We start from the raw sequence: 21,750 nt of genomic DNA, 5'->3' as shown, positions 1-21,750 counted from the left end.
CTAAAAGTTATTAGACAATTTCCTTCGTAAAAACCTATTTTATTTTAGTATCATCAATAGCTATAACCTTCATAAACATGCAAAAGTTATCCTCTAAAATTTATATCTCCTAATATTTGATTTTCATCTTGATCTATCTCATAATATCCCAAGTCGAAGTCCAAAGATAAATCATCTAAGATTTCCTCAATTTGTTTTAATATTTTAATGAAATTTGCTTCATAACCTTCGTAATCTATATGAATAAAATATTCAACGCTATCAGTTGTATTTATATATAGTTCAAAATAGTTTTCAACATATTCATAATCATATCCAAAAATCCTCGTTCTGTATGATAGATTTGGAAATACCTTTTTTTAAATTTTCATACAATATTTGAGGGTCAGAGTCATTTATGCTTCCGCCTCCTCTAAATTTGTTTAAATTCATAAATGGTTCTATACCAAATTCCTGGTTTTTACTTTTATAGATATATTTTCAACATTAAGATGAGAAATTTAGATTACAATGTTACTTTTAAACTCTTTACCCCTTCTACCCCTCCATTATCAAACTTTGTATTGATAATAAAACGAAAATAATTATATCTAATATCTTTATTAGCACCGCGATTAAATGAAAATTATTATTCAGAATATCTTGTGCTAAATTTCTTAATTCTGCACTACTTATATTTGATAAATCAAAATTCACTATATTTTATCTTATTTTCCGCAATTAGATGACTTTATAATCTCATCAAATTTACTTTGCTCAACCATAGAACTATAAGATTAATATCTTTTGTGTTTGCTGTTATCATAGATGAGTCTTGAATTCTAATATCTCTTGTAAAGATGACAATTTTCAAATAAATCAGATATTGACTGATTTATTTGTTTGATTAAGTCCGCTAGTATAATTATTAATTTTCTGACAACAGTAAGCTCAAAGCTAATATTAATACTTATTTAATAGCATCATCCAGCCATGGATTATTACTGATTGCTTTTAATATTTCTCTGGATGCAAAGCCTTTAAAATCCCTCAATATATTTTGTAGCAAACACCCTTCCTCTGCTCTAACAATCATATGAACATGATTGGTCATTATACACCATGCAAACAGTTCCAAGCCCTTATGGTTCCGACAAAAATTCGAACTGTCAACCAATATATCTTTATATTCATTACGGGTAAAAACATCAACCCAATTTTTAACAGCAAAGCTGATAAAGTAAAGCCTATCAGGATTATGAAATTTATATCTTCTACTCATAATAGTTATAATCTATTTTTACTGCGCAACACACGGACTGGAAGTCCGCTCCAGCAGGGGGGGGCAGATATTATTTACCAATCAATCTCCCCTTTTTCTCGCAAACGTTGTACTTTTACTCCAAATTGATAGCCTATATTAAAAATATCAGTTAAAGTAAATTACATTTATTATTTTGAAATCAGTATTATACATTTCATTGTACCATTCCAATGTTTGTTTCAAATAATCCTCACTATTACACATTATTCGAAAAATAGTTTTTTTATAACTTTCCATATGCTTTTTATTTTATACCATCTATTAATATTAGTCTACTATCTTTAGTATTAAAAACTTTATTTATTGGCTATGTGTTATATATTGGTTCTTTGATCTAAAGAGGTATAATTTTATTATCCCAAACATTACAATCTTCTATAATATTCTTAAACCCGTATTCTTTAGACAAGTTATAATTATTTATAAACTTTGTTTTTTTTATCGTTGCTTCGTCGAAGTCAGCAGCCGAAAAATCACAAGTGAGAAAGATCGAATCCTCAATTAAAGCTCCTTCCAAATTCATCTCAAATAAGTTACATTCAATGAATTTACAACCTTTTATTTCGCTTTCGGGAATGAATAATTTAGATAAATTACACTTTATAAATATACAATTATCGAATTTCCAGTTATAACAAGCAAAAGGGGTATTAATTAAATCAGACTCATTGAAAATCGAATTCTCAAAATATACATTTGAATCATTTGCATAGATATACCCACCTCTTTCAACGATCAGATCTTTAATAATTGAACTTTCTAAATCTATTGGGATAAGAAAATTTGATTTCCCACTTTTTATCCGAAGATCATCTATAATTTTTTTCAAATTTTCATTATCTAATATTCTCATGTTTCTCAAGTATTAATGGAACAATGGAATTCGTCTCATCCTGATATTTTAATTCTCACTTATTATTTTTTCTAAATAATTGATATTTAATAATTTTATATACTTTTTTACACTTAAATACCAGATAAAAATTCGTTTTCCAAGTAAATTGCTTTAATATTTTCTTCAATACTCTCCATCGAAAGAATCCATTCTCGAGTAACTTTTCCTCTAATTATTTAAATCATCTATTCTACTAAAGATTACTAAATAAATGTCCGACAAATTTCCCAGAACCTCCAAGCATAAACTTTTAATTTATTTTTTTCATGTAAGAAATATGATATTCAGGAGTTGTTGTTACTCCAGCCTCATTTTCTTCTTGATAATCTAATGAAAATTGCATTTCTGCATCTTTCAAAACATTTACAATTTTATTAATAAGTAATTTACTGTTTAATAAATTGTTTTTGATTCTTCCTGACAAATAAAATGAATTAGAGTAAGGTTCAATTGATAATTCGATTTTGTTATCTTCATAGATCAAAATTGTTCCTTGTTCAATTTTCTTAAAATTTCCTTCTAGCAGAATTCTTTTTAATACTTCTTCAATTGTATTTATGTCGTTAGAATATATCGTTGAATAAATTGCTGTCTCCATAAAATTTATAATTTAATGAATGGTTTTAGATCTAAACTTCCTCCAAAGGTTTGAGTTGTAATATTTTCAATATTTAAATTGAGACAAACACCTCGCTGACATTCAATGGAGTATTTAAATTTGAAATAAAGAAATTACTTTTTCTTTATCAATTGGAATATTTTTATTCGTAAAATCTACAAAAAATTGTAATTGCCATTTTTGCGTTTTTATAGCTTGTTTACTTGTTGGAAAAGTCCAGGGAGGATATATTCTAAAAGCAGTTTTTCCTTTATTATCTTCATTAGACATGATACCTTTTTTAATCAGAATATTCTTATCAAAAATAAATTGTCCTATATTATCTTTATCTGCAGATCCAATAATTAAAAAGTCTATATCATCGTTGCTATCAAAAGGAAGGATGATATCCGATAGCCTTTTCCAACAGGTCACAAACTGACCCATTTTAGTTGGAGTTGTCTTACCTTCCCTAAATAAGACATTTTTATTTTTTATACTAAATCTACAGGCATTGTATTTCAAACTTTCATTTTCTCTAACAGGATATTGTGTTATTTTCATCCCAGATTCAGCATATAAATGTTTTATTGCTAATTCTAAATTCATTGGTAATTCTTTTGGAATAGATGTTCTAATTTTTTCTTTGTTATATTTATTATCCATAGCCTTACCTCCATTATAAAACTATTAAAGTTATATTTTTAATTGTTTTATTAAATTATTTACACTCTTTTCTAAGTTTCTAGAAAATATTGGATAGACATGCTTTCTGTTGTGTCTATACTCTCATGAATCAATTAAATTTTTTCGAAAAAAAGATGCGAAATCTAAAAAGACATCCATATCGTTTTCTCTTACAATTTGCAACTTTGGAACATTTAAAGGTTCAACAGCTTCAAACAAATCATTTTCTTTATACGGAAAGAATCTCTATGGAGATCTTGCAATAAAGAACTTAACCGATGATTGGCAATAGTCAAATCATTGTTGCGACGTATCACAAAGATAATAAATTTTGAAAGCGATTCACAATACTAATAAGTACTTACCCGATTTCAACCATCCGATCCATTATAAGAGCGAACAAAATGTTAAAATCTTCTATTTTTCAGAAGATTTCTTAAATCTCTTTATATATTTGCATCTATGTTTTTTAAAGCAATTGAAACCGATAAAAACTCTAAGGCGCGGGCCGGAATTTTAGAAACGGATCACGGCAGTATTGAAACACCTATTTTCATGCCGGTGGGTACTGTAGGAACTGTTAAATCTGTACATCAGCGAGAGTTAAAGGACGATATTCAGGCACAGATTATTCTGGGCAACACTTATCATTTGTATTTACGTCCGGGAACGGATATTTTATATAAGGCCGGAGGGCTTCACCAATTTATCAACTGGGATCGCCCTATTCTTACCGATAGTGGAGGATATCAGGTGTTTTCACTTTCCCAGACACGAAAAATTCAGGAAGACGGGGTACGTTTTAAATCTCATATAGATGGTTCGTACCATTTTTTCACACCAGAAAAATCAATGGAAATTCAACGTTATATCGGAGGAGATATTTTTATGGCCTTTGATGAATGCACCCCCTACCCTTGTGATTACTCCTATGCCAAGAAATCACTGGACATTACTCACCGCTGGCTGAAACGATGCGTCAGCTGGTGCGAGGAAAATCCGGAGGTTTATGATTATAAACAACATTTATTCCCCATTGTGCAGGGCAGTACATTTGAAGATTTGCGGAAAATTTCTGCTGAATTTATCGCTTCTGTAGGAGCCGATGGAAATGCAATCGGGGGATTGAGCGTAGGTGAACCGGAAGAAGAAATGTACCGTATTACTGAGGTAGTTACAGATATTTTACCCAAAGACAAACCCCGCTATCTTATGGGAGTAGGTACTCCATGGAATATTCTGGAATCTATTGCACTGGGAGTAGATATGATGGACTGTGTTATGCCCACCCGAAATGCGCGCAACGGTATGCTTTTTACCTGGCAGGGAGTTATCAATATAAAAAATAATAAATGGAAAGATGATTTTTCCGTGCTGGATCCGGAGGGTACTTCTTTTGTAGATCAGGAATACAGCCGTGCCTATCTGAGACATCTTTTCTCAGCCAACGAATTTTTGGGTAAACAAATAGCATCGATTCACAATTTAGCCTTTTACCTGGATTTGGTACGCACAGCACGTAAACATATTCTGGCAGGAGATTTCAATGCCTGGAAAAACTCCGTAACCCCGCAGCTGCGCAACCGCTTATGATAACTATACTTGATCGATATATTATCCGTAACTTTCTGGGAACGCTTTTTTTTATGCTTATCCTTCTTATCGCAATTTTTGTGATTATTGATATTCAGAGCAACTATCAGGATTTTAACGAAAACGGATTCAGCATTGTAGATACCTTACGGATGTATTATCCGTATTACGTGGTTTGGGCGGTTAATGTTTTTGCCTCCATTCTGGTATTTATTTCGGTTATTTATTTTACTTCACGACTAACCAATAATACGGAAATTGTAGCTATTACCAGTTCGGGAACCAGCTTTTTCCGGTTTTCACGCCCCTATTTACTCGTGGGCATTTTTATAGCCTCTCTTTCCTTGGTGACCAACCACTTTCTCCTTCCGTGGGCGAATATTAAAAAAAATGAATTTAATGTAAAAACTCTTACCGGTAGTAAAAGGGAAGCTTATTTTGCGAACCAGAACATCTCATCACAGATATCGCCTACAGAATATTTGTTTGTAAACAGCTACAATAGACAGTCTCAAAGAGGTATCGGCTTTATGTATCAGAAATTTAACTCTCAGAGAGTTTTACTGCAAGAAATACGTGCCACTGAAATATACTGGTCTGATAAGGATAACACTTATGTTTTAGGCGGATATTTTGAAAAGACCTATTCTGATAAAGGAAAAATCCTTACACTTAAAAACGGACAAACCCTAAAAAAACATTTTAATTTTACTCCCGACGAGCTTCTTCCGGAAGCCTTTGTTGCAGAAACCATGAATACTCCGGAACTGCTGAAATTCATTAAGAAAGAGAAGATGAAAGGCGCTAATAACGTAAATATTTATCTTAATGAACTGCACCAGAGAACCAGCGCTTCTGTAGCTGTTTTGATCCTTACCTTTTTAGCTCTTTCATTGTCTTCGACTAAGCGAAGAGGGGGTATCGGGTTAAACCTGGCCATAGGTATTTCATCTGCCTTTCTCTATATATTTTCATTCCAGGCACTTCAGGTTTTTTCTTCCAAAGGAATTATGCCTTCCTGGTTTGCTGTATGGCTTCCGAATTTTGTATTTGGAATCGTTACCCTGATTTTATATTTTAAACGTGCCTATGCATAAGTAATTAGTTATATTTAAAAATCATGAACAAAAACAAACTGGCAAATATAATTGCATTTTTAATAGGTCTCTATTTTATAGTCCGTGCTTATTTCTGGTATAAAAACAGCAATGGCGAAGATGAAAAAAATATATATATGGCTGTTTTATACCTGCTGATAGGAATTGTTGCTTTTAGTGCCCAAATATTTGTAAACACGAGAAAAAAGAAAAAAGATAAGTAACTCATGATTCATATCCTTCACATCGAAAGCTCATCAAAAAACTGCTCTGTATCCCTCGGAACTAATGGAAAGCTGAATTCTTTATGCGAGGAAATTTCTCTGGATTTTAAACATAATGAAAAATTGCACACTTTTGTGGAATGGGCTCTGGAAGGTGCTGAAATAGAACTAAAGGATCTTCATGCTGTTTCGGTAGGCAAAGGTCCCGGCTCCTACACGGGGCTGCGAATTGGTGTTGCCTCGGCTAAAGGATTTTGTTTTGGTAACGATATTCCGCTTCTTTCCATCAATTCTTTATATTCATTAGCTTTTCCTTTTTTTCATTTGGAATACGACTTTATTATTCCCGTTATGGATGCGCGAAGAATGGAAGTGTATACCTGCGTATACGACCCGACAGGAAACGAAGTTGAAAGCACCCACCCGCACGTCCTTGCCGAATCTTCATTTGAAAAATACAGAGATAAAAAAATCCTTTTTGTAGGAGATGCTGTAGAAAAAACCCAATCTTTCTTCAGGGATCTTGATCCGGATTTGCAAAATTTTTTCACATACGAACTCTCATACCCCTCGGCTAAAAACATGATTGAAGCTTCTTTCCAAAAATATAATTCTAAACAGTGGGAAGACGTTGCTTACTTCGATCCGCTATATCTAAAAGAGTGGAAATAATCTTTTTTTAGTTTACCCTTTTTTTAACTCTTCTACCAATAAATGAGCGGTATTTTTAGATGCTCCCGAATCTCCAAGTTTATGCCTGAGTTCGTCATACTCTTTCTTTAGTTTTTTCTGATAATCACTCTGGGTAATTTTTGTTAATTCCTTTTTTAAATTATTATAATTCAAATCATTTTGTATCAGCTCCTGTACTACTAAACGATCCATTATCAGATTAACGAGTGATATGTACCGTATATGTTTAATTAAGCGTTTTGCTATTTCGTAAGAAATCCTGCTTCCTTTATAACAGACAACCTCCGGCACATTTAATAAAGCCGTTTCAAGTGTTGCTGTTCCGGAGGTTACTAAAGCAGCCTGAGAAATTCTTAAAAGGCTATAGGTTTGATTGGATACAATTTTAACATGAGAGCTTAAAAACTGCTGGTAAAACTCTTTATCCATGGATGGAGCACCTGCAATGACAAACTCATATTCCGTAAAATCTTTTTCAACGGAGAGCATAGCTGAAAGCATTTTTCTGATTTCCTGCTTCCTGCTTCCCGGAAGTAAAGCAATGATAGGTTTTGTGGAAAGACCATGGGTTTTCCTGAATTCAGATTCATTTAAATCCGGCATATCTTTTAATACATCCAGCAAAGGATGACCTACAAAATCAACCGTATAATCATATTTCTTGTAAAAATCCTTTTCAAAGGGAAGAATCACAAACATACGATCTACATACTTTTTGATGGTTTTCACCCTTCCTGATTTCCATGCCCAAACCTGCGGCGATATATAATAAAAAGTTTTAATTCCTGCTTTTTTGACAAATTCACATATTCTGAGATTAAAACCCGGATAATCAATAAAAATAACGCAATCCGGACGATATTGAAGAATATCTTTTTTACAGAATCGAATATTTCCGAGGATAGTTCTCAGATTCATAATAACTTCTGCAAATCCCATAAACGCCAGTTCTTTATAATGCTTTACCATATCACCTCCCTGGGCTTGCATCAAATCCCCTCCCCAGAAGCGAAATTCAGCCTGAGAATCTTCATTCTTAATTGCTTTCATTAAATTGGATCCGTGTAAGTCTCCGGAAGCCTCGCCTGCAATAATATAATATTTCATACGTATAATAATCTAGGTTTTGAAGGATTTGAACCCCTCCACATATTGTTAAAAATATTTTTCCAGTTAATAGCTGAAAATTCTTCCTTATTTACACCTGATAACCATAAGGCTTTTGACATACTTTTAGAAAATGAATAAGAATATACTTTCAATCAATTTCAAAAATGAATACTGAACGGAAAAAGCTAAAATCAAGTATTAAAAAAGGTTTACACATTTAAAAAATGATTTACCGCATCATAAAACGCAACAGGATTGTCCGCCTGAACCCAGTGTGATGCCTTAGGTATTACTTCCAGTTTTTCTTTAGGAAACTGCTGTCTGATATAAAATTCATCTTGTTTTAGTATATAATTGGAATTTTCACCTGCAATAAATAATGCAGGCCCCTTATAGATACCAAACGATATAGGTTTATTTATTAACTGAGTATAGTTATCAGTTAGAGATTTGAGGTTAAATCGAAAATCGAAGTGTTCTTTATCTGTACGGTAAACATTCTTCATTAAAAACTGAATAATACCCGGCTCCTGAATATAGGCAGACAATGCTTCTTCTACTTCTTTACGGTCGTTGATTCGGGAAAAATCCACACTCTGCAATGCTTTAATGACTGCCTGATGATGAGGTGGATATGCTTTGGGTGCCATATCAACCACTATGAGTTTGTCAACCAATGAGGGATGCTTGATTGAGCATTCCATTACAGCTTTACCTCCTAATGAATGACCCAGTAAAATAACTTTTTGTAACTGGTAGTGGTTGCAGTAATTCACAATATCGTCAGACATAGAAGTATAATCCATAATGTCAGAATGAAAACTTCTTCCATGATTGCGCAGATCAATAAGATGAACTTCCCTGTCTTCTGCAAATTTCTTACCCAATGTTCCCCAGTTATCCAGCATACCAAATAACCCGTGAAATATTAACATAGGGGTTGTTTCCGGCTTTTCATATATTTTTGAGTGTAAAATCTGATTTTCCATTTATTTACAATAACTTTTTACAAAAATACAGATATTATCACAGAATAATACAACATAAAATTTCGTTAGTTTTAAACTCTTGTATTTTAAAAATTGGTATATATATAATAAAAAAATGTATTTTTGAACTATACTTTATTAAAAAGCCTTTACAATTAATTATAAAAAGTCAGATTTTATGAATAACTCAAATGAAAATTTAAAAAGACACCTCACCAACAGACATATCCAGTTAATTGCAATTGGTGGTGCTATAGGTACAGGATTGTTTATGGGTTCCGGTAAAACTATCAGCCTGGCAGGTCCTTCCATATTATTGGTTTATGCCATTATTGGTTTTATCATATTTTTTGTCATGCGTGCCATGGGAGAATTACTTTTATCGAATTTAAAATACAAGTCTTTTGTTGATTTCGTAACGGATTTACTAGGACCTATGGCTGGCTTTTTTATGGGATGGACCTATTGGTTCTGCTGGATTGTAACAGGAAGTGCTGATTTGATAGCTATATCCGGATACATAGAACAATTATACCCCGGATTAGTAGCTCCCTGGATTCCTGCATTGTTATGTGTTTTATTATTTTTCTTTCTTAATTTATTGACTGTAAAACTTTTTGGCGAAACTGAATTCTGGTTTTCTATTATTAAAATATTAGCCATAGCCCTGTTGATTCTGGTAGGTATTTTTTTAATTATCTATCAGTTTGAAACGCCATCAGGAGTGACGACTTCGTTATCGAATATTTGGAATGACGGGGGAATATTTCCAATGGGATTTACTGGCTTTATGGCTGGTTTCCAAATTGCTGCTTTTGCATTCGTAGGTGTTGAACTTGTAGGAACCACAGCAGCAGAGGCCAAAGATCCTGAAAAAACACTACCTAAAGCTATTAATGCCATTCCGGTCAGAGTAATCCTGTTTTATGTATTGGCCTTAGCTGTAATTATGTCTGTTATGCCATGGCGGACTATTGATCCGGACAAAAGCCCTTTTATAACACTATTTTCTTTTGCAGGTATTGCTGCGGCCTTCCATATTACCTATTTTGTTGTTTTAACCTCTGCCGCATCGTCAGCCAATAGCGGAATTTTTTCTACCAGCCGTATGTTATACGGTCTTTCTTCCAGCAGCAAGGCACCCAAAATATTTAATAAACTTTCAAAAGCATCGGTTCCGGCCTATGGTCTTACATTTTCATGTGCGTGCCTGATACCTGCAGTATTCTTACTGTATATAGGTAATGATGATGTAATGAAAGCTTTCACTTTAGTTACCACTGTAGCTACCGTACTATTTGTATTTGTATGGTCTATGATTTTATTTTCTTATATAGCATTTCGTAAAAAGAGGCCAGAACTTCATAAAAAATCCAAATTTAAAGTTCCCGGCGGATTATTTTCCATTTATCTGTCTTTACTTTTCTTTATCATTCTTATTGTAACTTTTTGGTTCGAAGGAGATACTCAACAAGCTCTTATATTTACTCCCTTCTGGTTTGTGATTTTAGGGATATGTTATTTCCTGATTCCTAAAAAAATAAAAAGTCAATGGAAACCTTTTTCCGAATCTGATTAAGAAATATTTATACCATATACAACCCTGATATTATTCGTTTTTATCAGGGTTTTTTACTTGATTCAGGTGCTCATGCAGTTTATTTATTGAATCCAGAAGCTCCTTATGATTCTGATGTATCGTTCTGATATTTTTATGTATAACTATACCACTCCCTGCAGCAATAGATGCTCCCAATGCACTTAGAACATTAGTATAATTACCGAAAATCAGTTGTGAAGTATCTGACGGAGCATATTCTTTCCAGGTAGGTATTATTGCACACATCAGGGCAAATATCACCAGATAAAAAAATAGAAAAAGATAAATGAAAATGGATAGTTTACTAGATAAAACTGCAGGTATCTGACTAAAGACACGATTTAATAGATTCATTACTTACGTTTTTTTATTTCTAATTTAAAAAAACTTATATTATTGACAATGAAAAAATTAAAAATTAGAAATTAGATTATCTATGTACTTATATACATAACTTCTTACTCTTAAGAATTCTTTTGATATAATTATATGCAAGTCATCTCTCTAAATTATTTATATTTGATATTAAATAATCCATTTTGAATGTTAATATCTATAGTTGTGCCCGTTTATAATGCTGAAAAATTTTTAAAAAAATGTCTGGATAGTATTATTAATCAAACATATAAAAATTTTGAGTTAATCCTGATTAATGATGGATCCACAGATTCCAGCCTTAACATTTGTAAGGAATATGCTGAAAATGATTCTAGAATTTGTATTATCAATCAGACAAATAAAGGAGTTTCAATTACAAGAAATACCGGTATTAATTCAGCGAAAGGAGAATATATATGTTTTATTGATTCAGATGATTGGGTAAATCCAGATTATTTAAAAGATTATATGGATCATCTTTCAAGCCCCTCTCTGCTTTTAGTTCAAGACATTAACAGGTTTACTCATAATGTCTTTGAACCTTTTTCTCAAGGTTATGCTAATGAGATAATAGATCTTAACGATCAACTAGATACCTTTCTTAATAATTATAAATATACACACGGTTATCCTTTTAATAAATTTTACAATCTTGGAATTCTGAAAAAAAACTCAATTTTGTTTCCAGAGGATTTAAATATAAATGAAGATGAAATTTTCTATTACAATTATCTAACCCATGTTAATAAACTATTTTTTTTAAAAAAAGCAAATTATAATTACTACTATCGTGAAGATTCTTTAAGCAGGACTGCTAACTTCAAGAGCTACTATTTATATATGGTGTATTATTATAATTACTTCAACGAACTAGAGAGTAAGGCTGATCCAAAGTTTAAGGAATTTTTAAAAAATCTGAAAGTTGAAAACTATAATAATAAATTTATCTATGCTTTTAGAAGCGTACTTTATCAGGAAAAATCAAAAAAAATAAGAATCGAAAATTTAAAACTTTTAAATCAACTTCCGGAAGATTTCGTCAATAAAATTCAACCTAGAACACTACTACAAAAAATTGATTTTTTTCTTTTAAGAAAAAAATTCTATTCTCTTTTAGATATTATAATTTTATTAAAAATAAGAAAATAAACTAAAATTTATATATTATAAAAACAGATACAATGGCAAGAAACTGGCAAACTATAAAGGAGTATTCCGATATATTATTTGAATACTGGGAAGGTATAGCAAAAATAACCATTAATCGTCCACAAGTATACAATGCTTTCAGACCGGAAACCAATTTTCAGATGCTGGAAGCAATGGATTATTGCCGTGAACATCCTGAAGTTGACGTAATCATTTTAACCGGTGCAGGTGATAAAGCTTTTTGTAGTGGAGGCGATCAGAATGTTAAAGGAGTGGGTGGCTATGTAGGTGAAGATGGAATTCCCAGATTAAATGTACTGGATTTGCATAAAAAAATTCGTGAAATTCCTAAACCTGTGATTGCCATGGTAAACGGATATGCTATTGGAGGCGGACACGTTCTTCATGTTGTCTGTGATTTAACCATAGCTTCAGAAAATGCTAAATTTGGACAAACAGGACCTAAAGTGGGTAGCTTTGACGGAGGTTTTGGTTCCTCTTACCTTGCACGAAGTGTGGGCCAGAAAAAAGCAAGAGAAATATGGTTTTTATGTCAACAGTATACAGCTCAGGAAGCTCTGGATATGGGGATGGTGAATAAAGTTGTTTCTTTGGAAGAACTTGAAAATACTACTGTAGAATGGTGTCAGATCATGCAGGAACGAAGTCCACTTGCTTTACGTATGATTAAAAGATGCCTGAATGCTGAACTGGATGGACAGCATGGATTAATGCAGCTAGCCGGTGATGCTACTCTTATGTATTATCTGATGGATGAGGCGCAGGAAGGTAAAAAAGCATTTCTTGAAAAACGAAAACCTGATTTTAAAAAATTTCCAAAATTTCCATAAATAGTAAGGCCATTATAAAATGGCCTTTTATTTTTTATTATCTGCATGCTTAATAAAGCTGTTTCGTTTTGAAACTATCAATAAAACCTTTTACATATTGAAATTATTTATATTTAGACTAAATTAATATAATAATTTACTGACGAATGTCAGATATAAAGATTACATTTTCTTTCGTTTTGTTTCGTATTTTTGATATACAAAACAAATCAAAAGAATTTTGAAAACAACAACGACAGCATCTACTCATACGGAACCCTGGGATGTAATTATCATAGGAGGAGGAGCTACAGGTGCAGGAACTGCAAGAGATTGTGCTCGCAGAGGTTTGAAAACACTAATGCTGGAAAGACATGATATTGCTACTGGAGCCACGGGCAGAAATCATGGATTATTACACAGTGGAAGCAGGTATGCTGTAACTGATCGGGAGTCAGCAGAAGAATGTATAAAAGAAAATATGATTCTCAAAAAAATAGCCCGTCATTGCGTAGAAAAGACAGACGGTCTGTTCTTAACCTTACCTGAAGATGATTTAAGCTATCAGTCAAAATTTATAGAGTCATGCCAGGCAGCAGGAATAAATGCACAAGCTATTGATCCAAAAGAAGCCTTACTCAGAGAACCTTCTGCTAATCCTACTATTATTGGGGCAGTACTGGTCCCGGACGGAACTGTTGATCCTTTCAGACTAACTCTATCAAACATTTTAGATGCTAAAGAACATGGTGCTGAAATACTAACCTATCATGAAGTTTTAGGATTAATAAAAGAACAAAATAGAATTATAGGAGTAAAAATTTACGATCATGTAAACAAAGAAGAAAAAGATATTTACGGAAACATCATTGTAAATGCCAGCGGCATTTGGGGGCAAAAAATAGCTGAATATGCAGATTTGAAAATTAAAATGTTCCCGGCAAAAGGTTCTTTACTGATTTTCGGACATCGTGTAAATCAAATGGTTTTAAACCGTTGTAGAAAACCTGCCGATGCAGATATTCTAGTTCCCGGTGATACGATATGCCTTATAGGAACAACCTCAACCCACGTACCTTTTGAAGAAGTAGATCAAATGTACGTTACCCCTGAGGAGGTTGACATACTCCTGCGAGAAGGAGAAAAATTATCCCCATCACTTGTAAACACTCGCATACTAAGAGGTTACGCAGGAGTAAGACCTCTGGTTGCATCAGATGATGATCCTTCCGGCAGAAATGTTAGCCGCGGAATTGTACTCCTCGATCATGAAATTAGAGATGGATTAGAAGGTTTTATAACTATTACGGGCGGTAAGCTAATGACATACAGATTAATGGCTGAATGGGCTACCAATTTAATCTGTAAAAAACTGAATAATACTACCCGATGTACAACTGCCGAAGTAAATCTTCCAGGCTCGCGACTTACAAAAGAAGAAGTAAATAAAAAAATTATCTCAGTTCCTTCTTCTATAAGGGAATCAGCTATCTATAGAATGGGTGATAAAGCTGAAAACTTATCCTGCAATACAGACATTGAAAACAGCCTGGTGTGTGAATGTGAAGAAGTATCTGCTGGTGAAGTTGAATATGCTTTCAAAGAACTACATGTTAACAACTTAATAGATCTGAGAAGAAGAACCCGGGTAGGTATGGGCACCTGTCAGGGAGAACTTTGTGCGTGCAGAGCTGCAGGACTTATGAATCAATATAGTAATTTACCTGCAAATAAATGTAAGGAATCCCTATCTGTATTTCTTAACGAAAGATGGAAAGGAATACGACCTATTGCCTGGGGAGATACCCTACGGGAAAGTGAGTTTACCAGCTGGATATACGAAGGGGTTTGTGGGCTGAACCTATCAGAAGAACAACTAAAAAATACAAAAAAATGACGTTTGATACAGTAATTATAGGAGGAGGATTATCTGGTTTAATTAGCGGGATACGCTTACTACAAAACAAAAAAAAATGCGCAATTATATCTTCCGGACAAAGTGCCTTACATTTTTTTTCCGGCTCTTTTGATTTATTAAATTTTCTGCCAAATGGAGAAAAAGTTGCATATCCTCAAAAGGAAATTAATAAACTTATAAAAAATTTCCCCGAACACCCTTATACCAAACTAGGTGAAAATGAATTTAATAAGCTTACAGAACAAGCTGAGCAATTACTAAAACAAGTAGGACTACATGTCCAGGGCTCTTCAGAAAAAAATCATTTCCGAATAACACCTTTAGGAGAACTCAAACCAACCTGGCTTACAATGCCTCAGTTTGCTATTACACATAATGATTCATTGCTACCTTGGAAAAAAGTATGCCTTATTAATATTAAAGGTTTTCTGGACTTTCATCCAGAATTTGTATCGGAAGCTTTTAAAGCGAAAGGTGTCAAAACAGAAATTCAGTTTTTTGATCTTCCGGAACTGGATAGAATCCGTAAAAACCCAAGTGAATTCAGATCTACTAATCTTTCAATCATACTCGACAAAGAATCTTCACGGGAGAAAATGATTGAGGATTTTTCAGTTTTTAGTAAAAACTCTGATGCTTTAATACTTCCGGACTGCTGGGGTCATAAAAATAGTTCATTACTGTCAGATGTTATGAAAGAAATAGGAAAACCAATATTCCTGCTGCCTACCTTCCCCCCTTCGTTGATCGGAGTATACACCCAGCAATTTCTTAAAGACTGCTTTACTAAATTGGGTGGAACCTATATGCTCGGTGACTCTGTCACAGAAGCCAATATTAAAAATAACCGTGTAACCGAAGTATTCACAAAAAATCATGGAAATATCCCTTTTAAAGCAGACAATGTAATTCTTTCATCAGGCAGTTTTTTCAGTCAGGGAATAATTGCAGATATGAATAAAGTATATGAACCTGTTTTTTCGCTAGATACAGATTTTTTAGAAAAAAGAAGTGACTGGTATAACCGAAATCTGTTTGAAAATCAGAAATATCAACAATTCGGAGTAAAAACAGACAACAACTTTAGAGGACTAAAAAATGGAAAACCTATTGACAATTTGTTTGTAACAGGTGCAATACTAAATGGCTTTAACCCCATAAAAGAAGGCTGCGGTGCTGGTGTATCCATACTAACAGCTCTATATGTTGCTAATCAAATTTTAATTAAAGAACAAACCTATGAATCTGCTGGTCAATAAAAGCGAAAATAACTTTGAACAATGCATTAAATGTACTATTTGCACAGTGTATTGCCCTGTATCTAAAGTAAATCCTGAATACCCTGGACCTAAACAATCCGGTCCGGATGGAGAAAGACTTCGCCTTAAAAATCCTGATTTTTACGATGAATCACTAAAATACTGTATTAATTGCAAACGCTGCGAAGTAGCTTGCCCTTCAAATGTAAAAATAGGAGATATCATACAAATGGCCCGAATTAAATACAGTCAAAAAAAACCAACACTTCGGGATACTATTCTGGCTCATACCGATTTTATGGGCACTTTAGCCACGCCTTTTGCTCCTGTTGTAAATGCTATAACCTCAGCAAAACCAGTTAAAAAAATATTGGATCCGCTACTTCAAATTGATAAAAGAAGAAATCTGCCCAAATATTCATTTGGCACATTCAGAAACTGGTATAAAAAGATAGCGGAACAGCAAAAGACTTTTGCTGAGCAGGTTTCTTATTTTCACGGATGTTATGTAAATTACAATAATCCACAGCTAGGAAAAGATCTAATAAAAATAATGAATTCGCTAAATATTGGTGTTCAACTTTTAGAAAAAGAGAGATGCTGCGGGATTGCTCTTATATCGAATGGCTTTATTGATAAAGCTGCCAAAAATGCAAAATTGGATGAGCAAGAAATACGAAAATCAGTATTAGAGAAAAAATTACCCGTACTTACTACTTCTTCATCCTGCACATTTACTATACGAGATGAACATCCTCATTTATTAGGAATAGATAATCGTGAAGTTCGAGACGAGATCGAACTGGCAACCCGATATATATACAGATTATTAAGCACAAACCAATCTAATATTCCTGAATTTAATAATGGTAAATTAAAAATAGCCTATCATACTCCCTGTCATATGGAAAAGTTAGGCTGGTCATACTATTCAATTGAATTATTAAAATTAATACCTAATGTAGAAGTTACAGTTCTCGACTCCAATTGCTGCGGTATTGCCGGAACCTTTGGATTTAAAAAAGAAAATCATGAAACTTCAAAAAAAATCGGAGAATCCCTGTTTAAGCAAATTGAAGAGGGAGGATTTGATCTGGTATCCTCCGATTGCGAAACCTGTAAGTGGCAAATTGAAATGTTTACATCTAAAAAATGTGAACACCCACTCTCAATTCTGGCTAAAGTGTTAGCATAGATAATTTTACAATTTTTTAACTTCGAAGCCCCTGTAATACAGGGGCTTCTTATTATTAAAAAACATATAAATCGTATAGCTAAATTATTTAGCTATAATAACTTCAACTCCATGATCCTCAAAAGCACTTAAATCTTTATCAGAAATCTCACTGTCTGTAATTAATACATCCACTTTATCCAATCCACAAATTTTACCAAAACCTCTTTTATTTATTTTAGTAGAGTCTGCCAGAATAAATACTTTTTCGGCTGATTCAATCATTACCTTGTTTAAATGAGCTTCTGTAGAATTAGAAGTGGAAAGTCCAAATTCTAAATCTATACCATCTATGCCCAGAAACAATTTATTGCAGGAAAATTTTCTTAATTCAGATTCCGCCAATGAGCCAACAATAGATATAGAACTTTTTCTTAAGTCTCCCCCTAACTGAATAACGTCAATAAAAGGATCTGTGCTCAATTCCATTGATATTCTTAGAGCAGAAGTTACCACCGTTAATTTCTCAAAACCCGATAAAATTTTAGCAAGATAATAAACGGAAGTGCCCGATGCCATAATTATAAAATCCTGATCATTAATAAACTGGCGAGCTGCTTTCGCTATCTTTTGTTTTTGTGATACCTGAACAAACTCCTTTTCAGTTATGTTTTTTTCAAATGCATACAAAGATTGTTTACTTGCACCACCATGAGTTCGGTACAAAAGCCCTTTATTTTCCATATATTGCAAATCTTTACGAATAGTAACTGCCGAAACGTTCAACATTTCGCAAAGATCATTTACTTTTATAAAGTTATGATTATCCAACTCATCTGCTATCAGTTGTTGCCGTCTATTTAACCTCACCATGAATCATTTTTTTAAAGTTTAAAATTAATCATTTTTTTCAGATAAATCCTCCATTTTACGTTATAAGTCAATAAAAAGAAATAAACAAAACTAAAAAAAAGTTTTGTTTAACTTTCATTTCATTAATCATTGTACAAGTTCAAATCACCCTGTAAATCTTTACTGAAAAAGGATTAACTAAATAAAATTAAGAAAAAAAGATATTGGAAAAAATCATATTGTTTCGTATTCTTTTTTTTGTAAATTTACAATCTACACAAAAGAAGCAAAAAATAATCAAACAAAATGAAACGAACAGAGCAATTATCCAAACTAAGCAACTCAACAAATAATGAATGGGATGTAATTATTATTGGTGGAGGATCCAGTGGTTTAGGTGCTGCAGTAGATGCTGCCACCCGTGGATATAAAACTATTTTATTCGAAGCTCATGATTTTGCAAAGGCTACATCCAGCCGTTCCACTAAATTATTACACGGAGGAGTGCGTTATCTAGCACAGGGAGATATAGCCTTAGTTAAAGAAGCTCTCAGAGAAAGAGGCCTTCTTGAAAAAAATGCCAGCCACCTGGCTAAAAAACAAGTATTTGTAATTCCTAATTATAAATGGATTGATGGTCCTTTCTATACCATCGGTTTAAAAATTTACGATATGCTTTCCAAAAAATTAAGTTTAGGAAAATCAGAACATATCAATAAGAAAAAAACATTGGAAATGCTTCCTACGGTTGAACCCAAAGGGCTACATGGAGGAGTTATTTACTACGATGGTCAGTTTGATGATTCCCGTATGGCCGTTAACCTTGCTCAGACAGCTGTAGATCATGGGGGTGCTATTATCAACTACATGAAAGTTACCGGTTTATTAAAAGACAATGAAAATCAAATCTGTGGAGTTAAAGTCAAAGATGAAATTCACGGAACCGAATATGAAGTAAAAGGTAAGGTAGTTCTTAATGCTACAGGAGTATTTACAAATGAAATTCTAAACATGAATGATCCTAACCATAAAAAAACGGTTGTCCCAAGCCAGGGGATCCATTTAGTTTTAGACAAATCTTTCCTTCCAGGCGACAATGCTTTAATGATACCTAAAACCAGTGATGGAAGAGTATTATTTGCTGTCCCTTGGCACAACAGATTGGTCGTAGGAACCACAGATGTTCTAGTTGAAAATCCTAGTTTAGAGCCAAGAGCACTTGAGAAAGAAATTGAATTTGTACTGGCAACAGCTTCTCAGTATCTTACAAAAAAACCGACTCGCGCAGATGTTCTTTCTATATATGCAGGACAAAGACCATTGGCAGCTCCGGACAAAGACGGTGGTAGCACTAAGGAAGTTTCCAGAAATCATAAAATTCTTGTTTCCGATACCGGATTATTATCAATTATCGGTGGTAAATGGACTACATTCAGACAAATGGCTGAAGATTTTATAGATAAAGCTATTACAATAGGAAAAATCCCTTCCCGACCATGTAAAACAGTAAATCTATCTATTCATGGAAATATTCCTGCTGAACAAGTAGACAGAAGTAAACACGATTATATTTACGGTTCAGATATTCCGGAAATCAAAAAGCTGGAACAAGAAAATCCTGAATTTGCAGAAAAATTACATCCTTCCCACGCTTATACAAAAGCAGAAGTTGTATGGGCAGTACGTAAAGAAATGGCTGAAAAAGTGGAAGATGTGTTGGCCCGAAGAGTCCGGTTATTATTCGTTGATGCTAGAGCCTCCATTGATTGTGCCCAAAGTGTAGCTGAGATTATGGCAAAAGAACTAGGATATGATAATGATTGGGTAACTAAGGAAGTACAGGAATTTAAAGAACTGGCCAAAGGATATTTATTAGTAAATTATTAAAAAATCAACAAAAAATAAAAAATTACTGGAATGTCAAATTTTTTATCACCGCCTAAACCCGTAAAAAGGGATGATACATATTTTAAAGATCAATTTTATAAGTCCAAACGATTACAAGTCTTTTTAGGTATATATATAGGCTATGCAGCTTATTATTTGGTTAGAAAAAACCTTACGCTTGCTATGCCTTTTTTGAAGCAAGAATATGGCTATACTATAGATTATTTAGGTACAGCTTTAGCTTGTAACGGACTAGGGTATGGTATTTCCAAATTTGTCATGGGAGGAATCTCGGACAGAAGTGATGCTCGAAAATTTTTTCCTTTAGGTTTAATCCTAACCTCTTTAGTCATAATAGCTGCAGGGAGTGACATTGGAGTTTCAAATTTAATTGTTATCGGAGCATTGCAATTTTTAATCGGATGGTTTGGAGGTATGGGCTGGCCTCCATGCGGTAGAGTTATGACCCATTGGTTTTCGATTTCTGAACGGGGTTCCAAAATGTCTATTTGGAATACTGCCCACAATATAGGAGGAATGCTAATAGGACCAATAACTGCTTTTGCAACAAGCTACCTTACGATTTTAGGAATTCAACAGTCCTGGAAACTAGGAATCTTCGTTGTTCCGGCATGTATAGCTATAATAATTGCCGCCGTAGCCTATCTTTTAATCAGGGATAACCCACAATCCTGTGGACTTCCTAGTATTGAGCAATATAAAAATGATTATCCTCCTGACTACTCAGATAAAGCTGAAGAAGTAATGACACCCAAAGAAATATTTTTTAAATACGTATTAAAAAATAGAATCCTTTGGATTGTTGCCTCTGCTAACGCTTTTGTCTATTTCGTAAGATACGGAGTACTAGATTGGGCTCCTACGTACCTGAATGAAGTTAAAGGATACGACATTAAACAAGTCGGATGGGCTTATTTTGCTTATGAGTTTGCTGCTATTCCTGGAACGATAGTTTGTGGCTTTGTTAGTGATTATATTTTTAAAGGTAGAAGAGCAGTCACTACAATTATATTTATGTTATTAATCATGATTGCTATCTATGTTTACTGGAAGAATGAAAATAACATAATGATTGACATATCTGCTCTCATATCAATTGGATTTTTAATATATGGACCTGTAATGCTTATTGGAGTACAGGCACTAGACCTGGCACCTAAAAATGCAGCAGGTGCTTCTGCAGGTCTTACAGGATTTTTTGGATATTTAATAGGTACTGCTATTTTATCTAATATTCTTATGGGATATGTTGCACAACATTTTGGCTGGGGGGCAGGATTTAAACTTCTAATTGCAAGTACTATTGTGGCTTCCATATTAATGGCATTTACAATTCCAGATGAAAACAGAAAATATAAGCTAAAAATGAATAAAAAAAGTAAGCTATGATAACTTTAGCTTTCCCATCGGTTATCTTTTTTCATTATTAGTATTCGAACAAGTAAACAGAAATATTTTTATAAACCATTGGTCTAAATCAACCATCTAAAACT

The 21,750-nt window shown here is 33.4% G+C and carries 21 protein-coding genes; 12 read left to right on the top strand and 9 right to left on the bottom strand.

All coding sequences use genetic code 11. From position 1 onward, the window contains the following. Positions 1-949: 949 nt before the first annotated feature. From EQ921_RS01100 to EQ921_RS01080, 4 genes are all read right to left on the bottom strand, one after another. The gene (locus EQ921_RS01100) at positions 950-1,261 is read right to left on the bottom strand and encodes a transposase (protein WP_128330246.1); all 312 of its coding nucleotides are present in this window, start codon (positions 1,259-1,261) and stop codon (positions 950-952) included. A gap of 376 nt (positions 1,262-1,637) precedes the next feature. Beyond that, on the bottom strand, positions 1,638-2,156 hold the full coding sequence (locus tag EQ921_RS01090) for a pentapeptide repeat-containing protein (protein WP_128330245.1): 519 nt from the start codon (positions 2,154-2,156) through the stop codon (positions 1,638-1,640). A gap of 292 nt (positions 2,157-2,448) precedes the next feature. After that, positions 2,449-2,796, bottom strand: a complete 348-nt coding sequence (locus tag EQ921_RS01085) for a hypothetical protein (protein ID WP_128330244.1) — start codon at positions 2,794-2,796, stop codon at positions 2,449-2,451. 114 nt (positions 2,797-2,910) lie between these two features. After that, positions 2,911-3,462, bottom strand: coding sequence for a MepB family protein (locus EQ921_RS01080; protein ID WP_128330243.1), 552 nt, complete (start codon positions 3,460-3,462; stop codon positions 2,911-2,913). Positions 3,463-3,945: 483 nt separating this feature from the next. Here EQ921_RS01080 and tgt point away from each other — a divergent pair, with 483 nt between their 5' ends. Genes tgt through tsaB form a run of 4 tightly spaced genes read left to right on the top strand, consistent with a single transcriptional unit; the run spans position 3,946 to position 7,069 of the window. After that, positions 3,946-5,076 carry a tRNA guanosine(34) transglycosylase Tgt gene (gene tgt / locus EQ921_RS01075; RefSeq protein ID WP_128330242.1) on the top strand — a complete coding sequence of 377 codons (1,131 nt, stop codon included), beginning with the start codon at positions 3,946-3,948 and terminating at the stop codon, positions 5,074-5,076. Continuing rightward, the gene (locus EQ921_RS01070) at positions 5,073-6,173 is read left to right on the top strand and encodes an LptF/LptG family permease (protein WP_128330241.1); all 1,101 of its coding nucleotides are present in this window, start codon (positions 5,073-5,075) and stop codon (positions 6,171-6,173) included. The genes tgt and EQ921_RS01070 overlap by 4 nt, the downstream gene beginning before the upstream one ends. Positions 6,174-6,196: 23 nt before the next feature. After that, positions 6,197-6,397 (top strand): hypothetical protein, encoded by a 201-nt coding sequence (locus tag EQ921_RS01065; protein ID WP_128150318.1) that lies wholly within the window; start codon positions 6,197-6,199, stop codon positions 6,395-6,397. A 6-nt stretch (positions 6,398-6,403) separates the two neighbouring features. Further along, positions 6,404-7,069 carry a tRNA (adenosine(37)-N6)-threonylcarbamoyltransferase complex dimerization subunit type 1 TsaB gene (gene tsaB, locus EQ921_RS01060; RefSeq protein ID WP_128330656.1) on the top strand — a complete coding sequence of 222 codons (666 nt, stop codon included), beginning with the start codon at positions 6,404-6,406 and terminating at the stop codon, positions 7,067-7,069. A gap of 12 nt (positions 7,070-7,081) precedes the next feature. On the opposite strand, the gene lpxB is transcribed toward tsaB, so the two are convergent. From lpxB to EQ921_RS01050, 3 genes are all read right to left on the bottom strand, one after another. Beyond that, positions 7,082-8,197: a lipid-A-disaccharide synthase gene (lpxB, locus tag EQ921_RS01055; RefSeq protein WP_128330240.1), complete on the bottom strand. Its 1,116-nt coding sequence runs from the start codon at positions 8,195-8,197 to the stop codon at positions 7,082-7,084. Then, positions 8,194-8,319 carry a hypothetical protein gene (locus tag EQ921_RS14860; RefSeq protein WP_255424407.1) on the bottom strand — a complete coding sequence of 42 codons (126 nt, stop codon included), beginning with the start codon at positions 8,317-8,319 and terminating at the stop codon, positions 8,194-8,196. The genes lpxB and EQ921_RS14860 overlap by 4 nt, the downstream gene beginning before the upstream one ends. A 90-nt stretch (positions 8,320-8,409) precedes the next feature. Then, entirely contained in the window at positions 8,410-9,189 is a 780-nt protein-coding gene (locus tag EQ921_RS01050) for an alpha/beta fold hydrolase (protein ID WP_128330239.1), read from the bottom strand. 178 nt (positions 9,190-9,367) lie between these two features. Between EQ921_RS01050 and EQ921_RS01045 the strand changes: the two genes are divergently transcribed. After that, a complete protein-coding gene (locus tag EQ921_RS01045) occupies positions 9,368-10,768 on the top strand; it encodes an amino acid permease (RefSeq protein ID WP_128330238.1) in 1,401 nt (466 codons plus the stop codon). 30 nt (positions 10,769-10,798) lie between these two features. Here the strand turns inward: EQ921_RS01045 and EQ921_RS01040 are convergent, their stop codons facing one another. Beyond that, the gene (locus EQ921_RS01040; protein ID WP_128330237.1) at positions 10,799-11,143 is read right to left on the bottom strand and encodes a hypothetical protein; all 345 of its coding nucleotides are present in this window, start codon (positions 11,141-11,143) and stop codon (positions 10,799-10,801) included. Positions 11,144-11,332: 189 nt separating this feature from the next. Between EQ921_RS01040 and EQ921_RS01035 the strand changes: the two genes are divergently transcribed. From EQ921_RS01035 to glpC, 5 genes are all read left to right on the top strand, one after another. Further along, entirely contained in the window at positions 11,333-12,316 is a 984-nt protein-coding gene (locus EQ921_RS01035) for a glycosyltransferase family 2 protein (protein ID WP_128330236.1), read from the top strand. A 32-nt stretch (positions 12,317-12,348) separates the two neighbouring features. Continuing rightward, a complete protein-coding gene (menB, locus tag EQ921_RS01030; RefSeq protein ID WP_128150306.1) occupies positions 12,349-13,167 on the top strand; it encodes a 1,4-dihydroxy-2-naphthoyl-CoA synthase in 819 nt (272 codons plus the stop codon). Between the two features lie 220 nt (positions 13,168-13,387). Beyond that, positions 13,388-15,043: an anaerobic glycerol-3-phosphate dehydrogenase subunit A gene (gene glpA / locus EQ921_RS01025; protein ID WP_128330235.1), complete on the top strand. Its 1,656-nt coding sequence runs from the start codon at positions 13,388-13,390 to the stop codon at positions 15,041-15,043. Beyond that, the gene (gene glpB, locus EQ921_RS01020) at positions 15,040-16,323 is read left to right on the top strand and encodes a glycerol-3-phosphate dehydrogenase subunit GlpB (RefSeq protein ID WP_128150302.1); all 1,284 of its coding nucleotides are present in this window, start codon (positions 15,040-15,042) and stop codon (positions 16,321-16,323) included. The genes glpA and glpB overlap by 4 nt, the downstream gene beginning before the upstream one ends. Continuing rightward, positions 16,304-17,518 carry an anaerobic glycerol-3-phosphate dehydrogenase subunit GlpC gene (glpC, locus tag EQ921_RS01015; RefSeq protein WP_128330234.1) on the top strand — a complete coding sequence of 405 codons (1,215 nt, stop codon included), beginning with the start codon at positions 16,304-16,306 and terminating at the stop codon, positions 17,516-17,518. Before glpB ends, glpC begins: the two co-directional genes overlap by 20 nt. Positions 17,519-17,602: 84 nt before the next feature. On the opposite strand, the gene EQ921_RS01010 is transcribed toward glpC, so the two are convergent. Next, positions 17,603-18,370: a DeoR/GlpR family DNA-binding transcription regulator gene (locus tag EQ921_RS01010; protein ID WP_128150298.1), complete on the bottom strand. Its 768-nt coding sequence runs from the start codon at positions 18,368-18,370 to the stop codon at positions 17,603-17,605. Positions 18,371-18,655: 285 nt separating this feature from the next. Here EQ921_RS01010 and EQ921_RS01005 point away from each other — a divergent pair, with 285 nt between their 5' ends. Together EQ921_RS01005 and pgtP are read left to right on the top strand one after the other, a co-directional pair. Continuing rightward, positions 18,656-20,236, top strand: a complete 1,581-nt coding sequence (locus EQ921_RS01005) for a glycerol-3-phosphate dehydrogenase/oxidase (protein WP_128330233.1) — start codon at positions 18,656-18,658, stop codon at positions 20,234-20,236. 30 nt (positions 20,237-20,266) lie between these two features. Further along, entirely contained in the window at positions 20,267-21,646 is a 1,380-nt protein-coding gene (gene pgtP / locus EQ921_RS01000; protein WP_128330232.1) for a phosphoglycerate transporter protein PgtP, read from the top strand. Positions 21,647-21,750: the final 104 nt, after the last annotated feature.

It is taken from the genome of Apibacter sp. HY039 (assembly GCF_004023655.1).
Classification (GTDB): Bacteria; Bacteroidota; Bacteroidia; order Flavobacteriales; family Weeksellaceae; genus Apibacter; species Apibacter raozihei.
The sequence above is the reverse complement of the archived record's forward strand: the minus strand, read 5'-3'. Positions and strand labels throughout refer to the sequence as shown.

Excerpts from the sequence above, each read along its gene's own strand:
- tgt (WP_128330242.1), top strand. The coding sequence starts at position 3,946 with ATGTTTTTTAAAGCAATTGAAACCGATAAAAACTCTAAGGCGCGGGCC.
- EQ921_RS01090 (WP_128330245.1), bottom strand. The coding sequence starts at position 2,156 with ATGAGAATATTAGATAATGAAAATTTGAAAAAAATTATAGATGATCTT.
- EQ921_RS01005 (WP_128330233.1), top strand. The coding sequence starts at position 18,656 with ATGAAACGAACAGAGCAATTATCCAAACTAAGCAACTCAACAAATAAT.
- glpB (WP_128150302.1), top strand. The coding sequence starts at position 15,040 with ATGACGTTTGATACAGTAATTATAGGAGGAGGATTATCTGGTTTAATT.
- EQ921_RS01085 (WP_128330244.1), bottom strand. The coding sequence starts at position 2,796 with ATGGAGACAGCAATTTATTCAACGATATATTCTAACGACATAAATACA.
- EQ921_RS01045 (WP_128330238.1), top strand. The coding sequence starts at position 9,368 with ATGAATAACTCAAATGAAAATTTAAAAAGACACCTCACCAACAGACAT.
- EQ921_RS01080 (WP_128330243.1), bottom strand. The coding sequence starts at position 3,462 with ATGGATAATAAATATAACAAAGAAAAAATTAGAACATCTATTCCAAAA.
- menB (WP_128150306.1), top strand. The coding sequence starts at position 12,349 with ATGGCAAGAAACTGGCAAACTATAAAGGAGTATTCCGATATATTATTT.
- EQ921_RS01040 (WP_128330237.1), bottom strand. The coding sequence starts at position 11,143 with ATGAATCTATTAAATCGTGTCTTTAGTCAGATACCTGCAGTTTTATCT.
- EQ921_RS14860 (WP_255424407.1), bottom strand. The coding sequence starts at position 8,319 with ATGTCAAAAGCCTTATGGTTATCAGGTGTAAATAAGGAAGAATTTTCA.
- EQ921_RS01010 (WP_128150298.1), bottom strand. The coding sequence starts at position 18,370 with ATGGTGAGGTTAAATAGACGGCAACAACTGATAGCAGATGAGTTGGAT.
- EQ921_RS01035 (WP_128330236.1), top strand. The coding sequence starts at position 11,333 with ATGTTAATATCTATAGTTGTGCCCGTTTATAATGCTGAAAAATTTTTA.
- EQ921_RS01070 (WP_128330241.1), top strand. The coding sequence starts at position 5,073 with ATGATAACTATACTTGATCGATATATTATCCGTAACTTTCTGGGAACG.
- lpxB (WP_128330240.1), bottom strand. The coding sequence starts at position 8,197 with ATGAAATATTATATTATTGCAGGCGAGGCTTCCGGAGACTTACACGGA.
- EQ921_RS01100 (WP_128330246.1), bottom strand. The coding sequence starts at position 1,261 with ATGAGTAGAAGATATAAATTTCATAATCCTGATAGGCTTTACTTTATC.
- pgtP (WP_128330232.1), top strand. The coding sequence starts at position 20,267 with ATGTCAAATTTTTTATCACCGCCTAAACCCGTAAAAAGGGATGATACA.
- EQ921_RS01065 (WP_128150318.1), top strand. The coding sequence starts at position 6,197 with ATGAACAAAAACAAACTGGCAAATATAATTGCATTTTTAATAGGTCTC.
- glpC (WP_128330234.1), top strand. The coding sequence starts at position 16,304 with ATGAATCTGCTGGTCAATAAAAGCGAAAATAACTTTGAACAATGCATT.
- EQ921_RS01050 (WP_128330239.1), bottom strand. The coding sequence starts at position 9,189 with ATGGAAAATCAGATTTTACACTCAAAAATATATGAAAAGCCGGAAACA.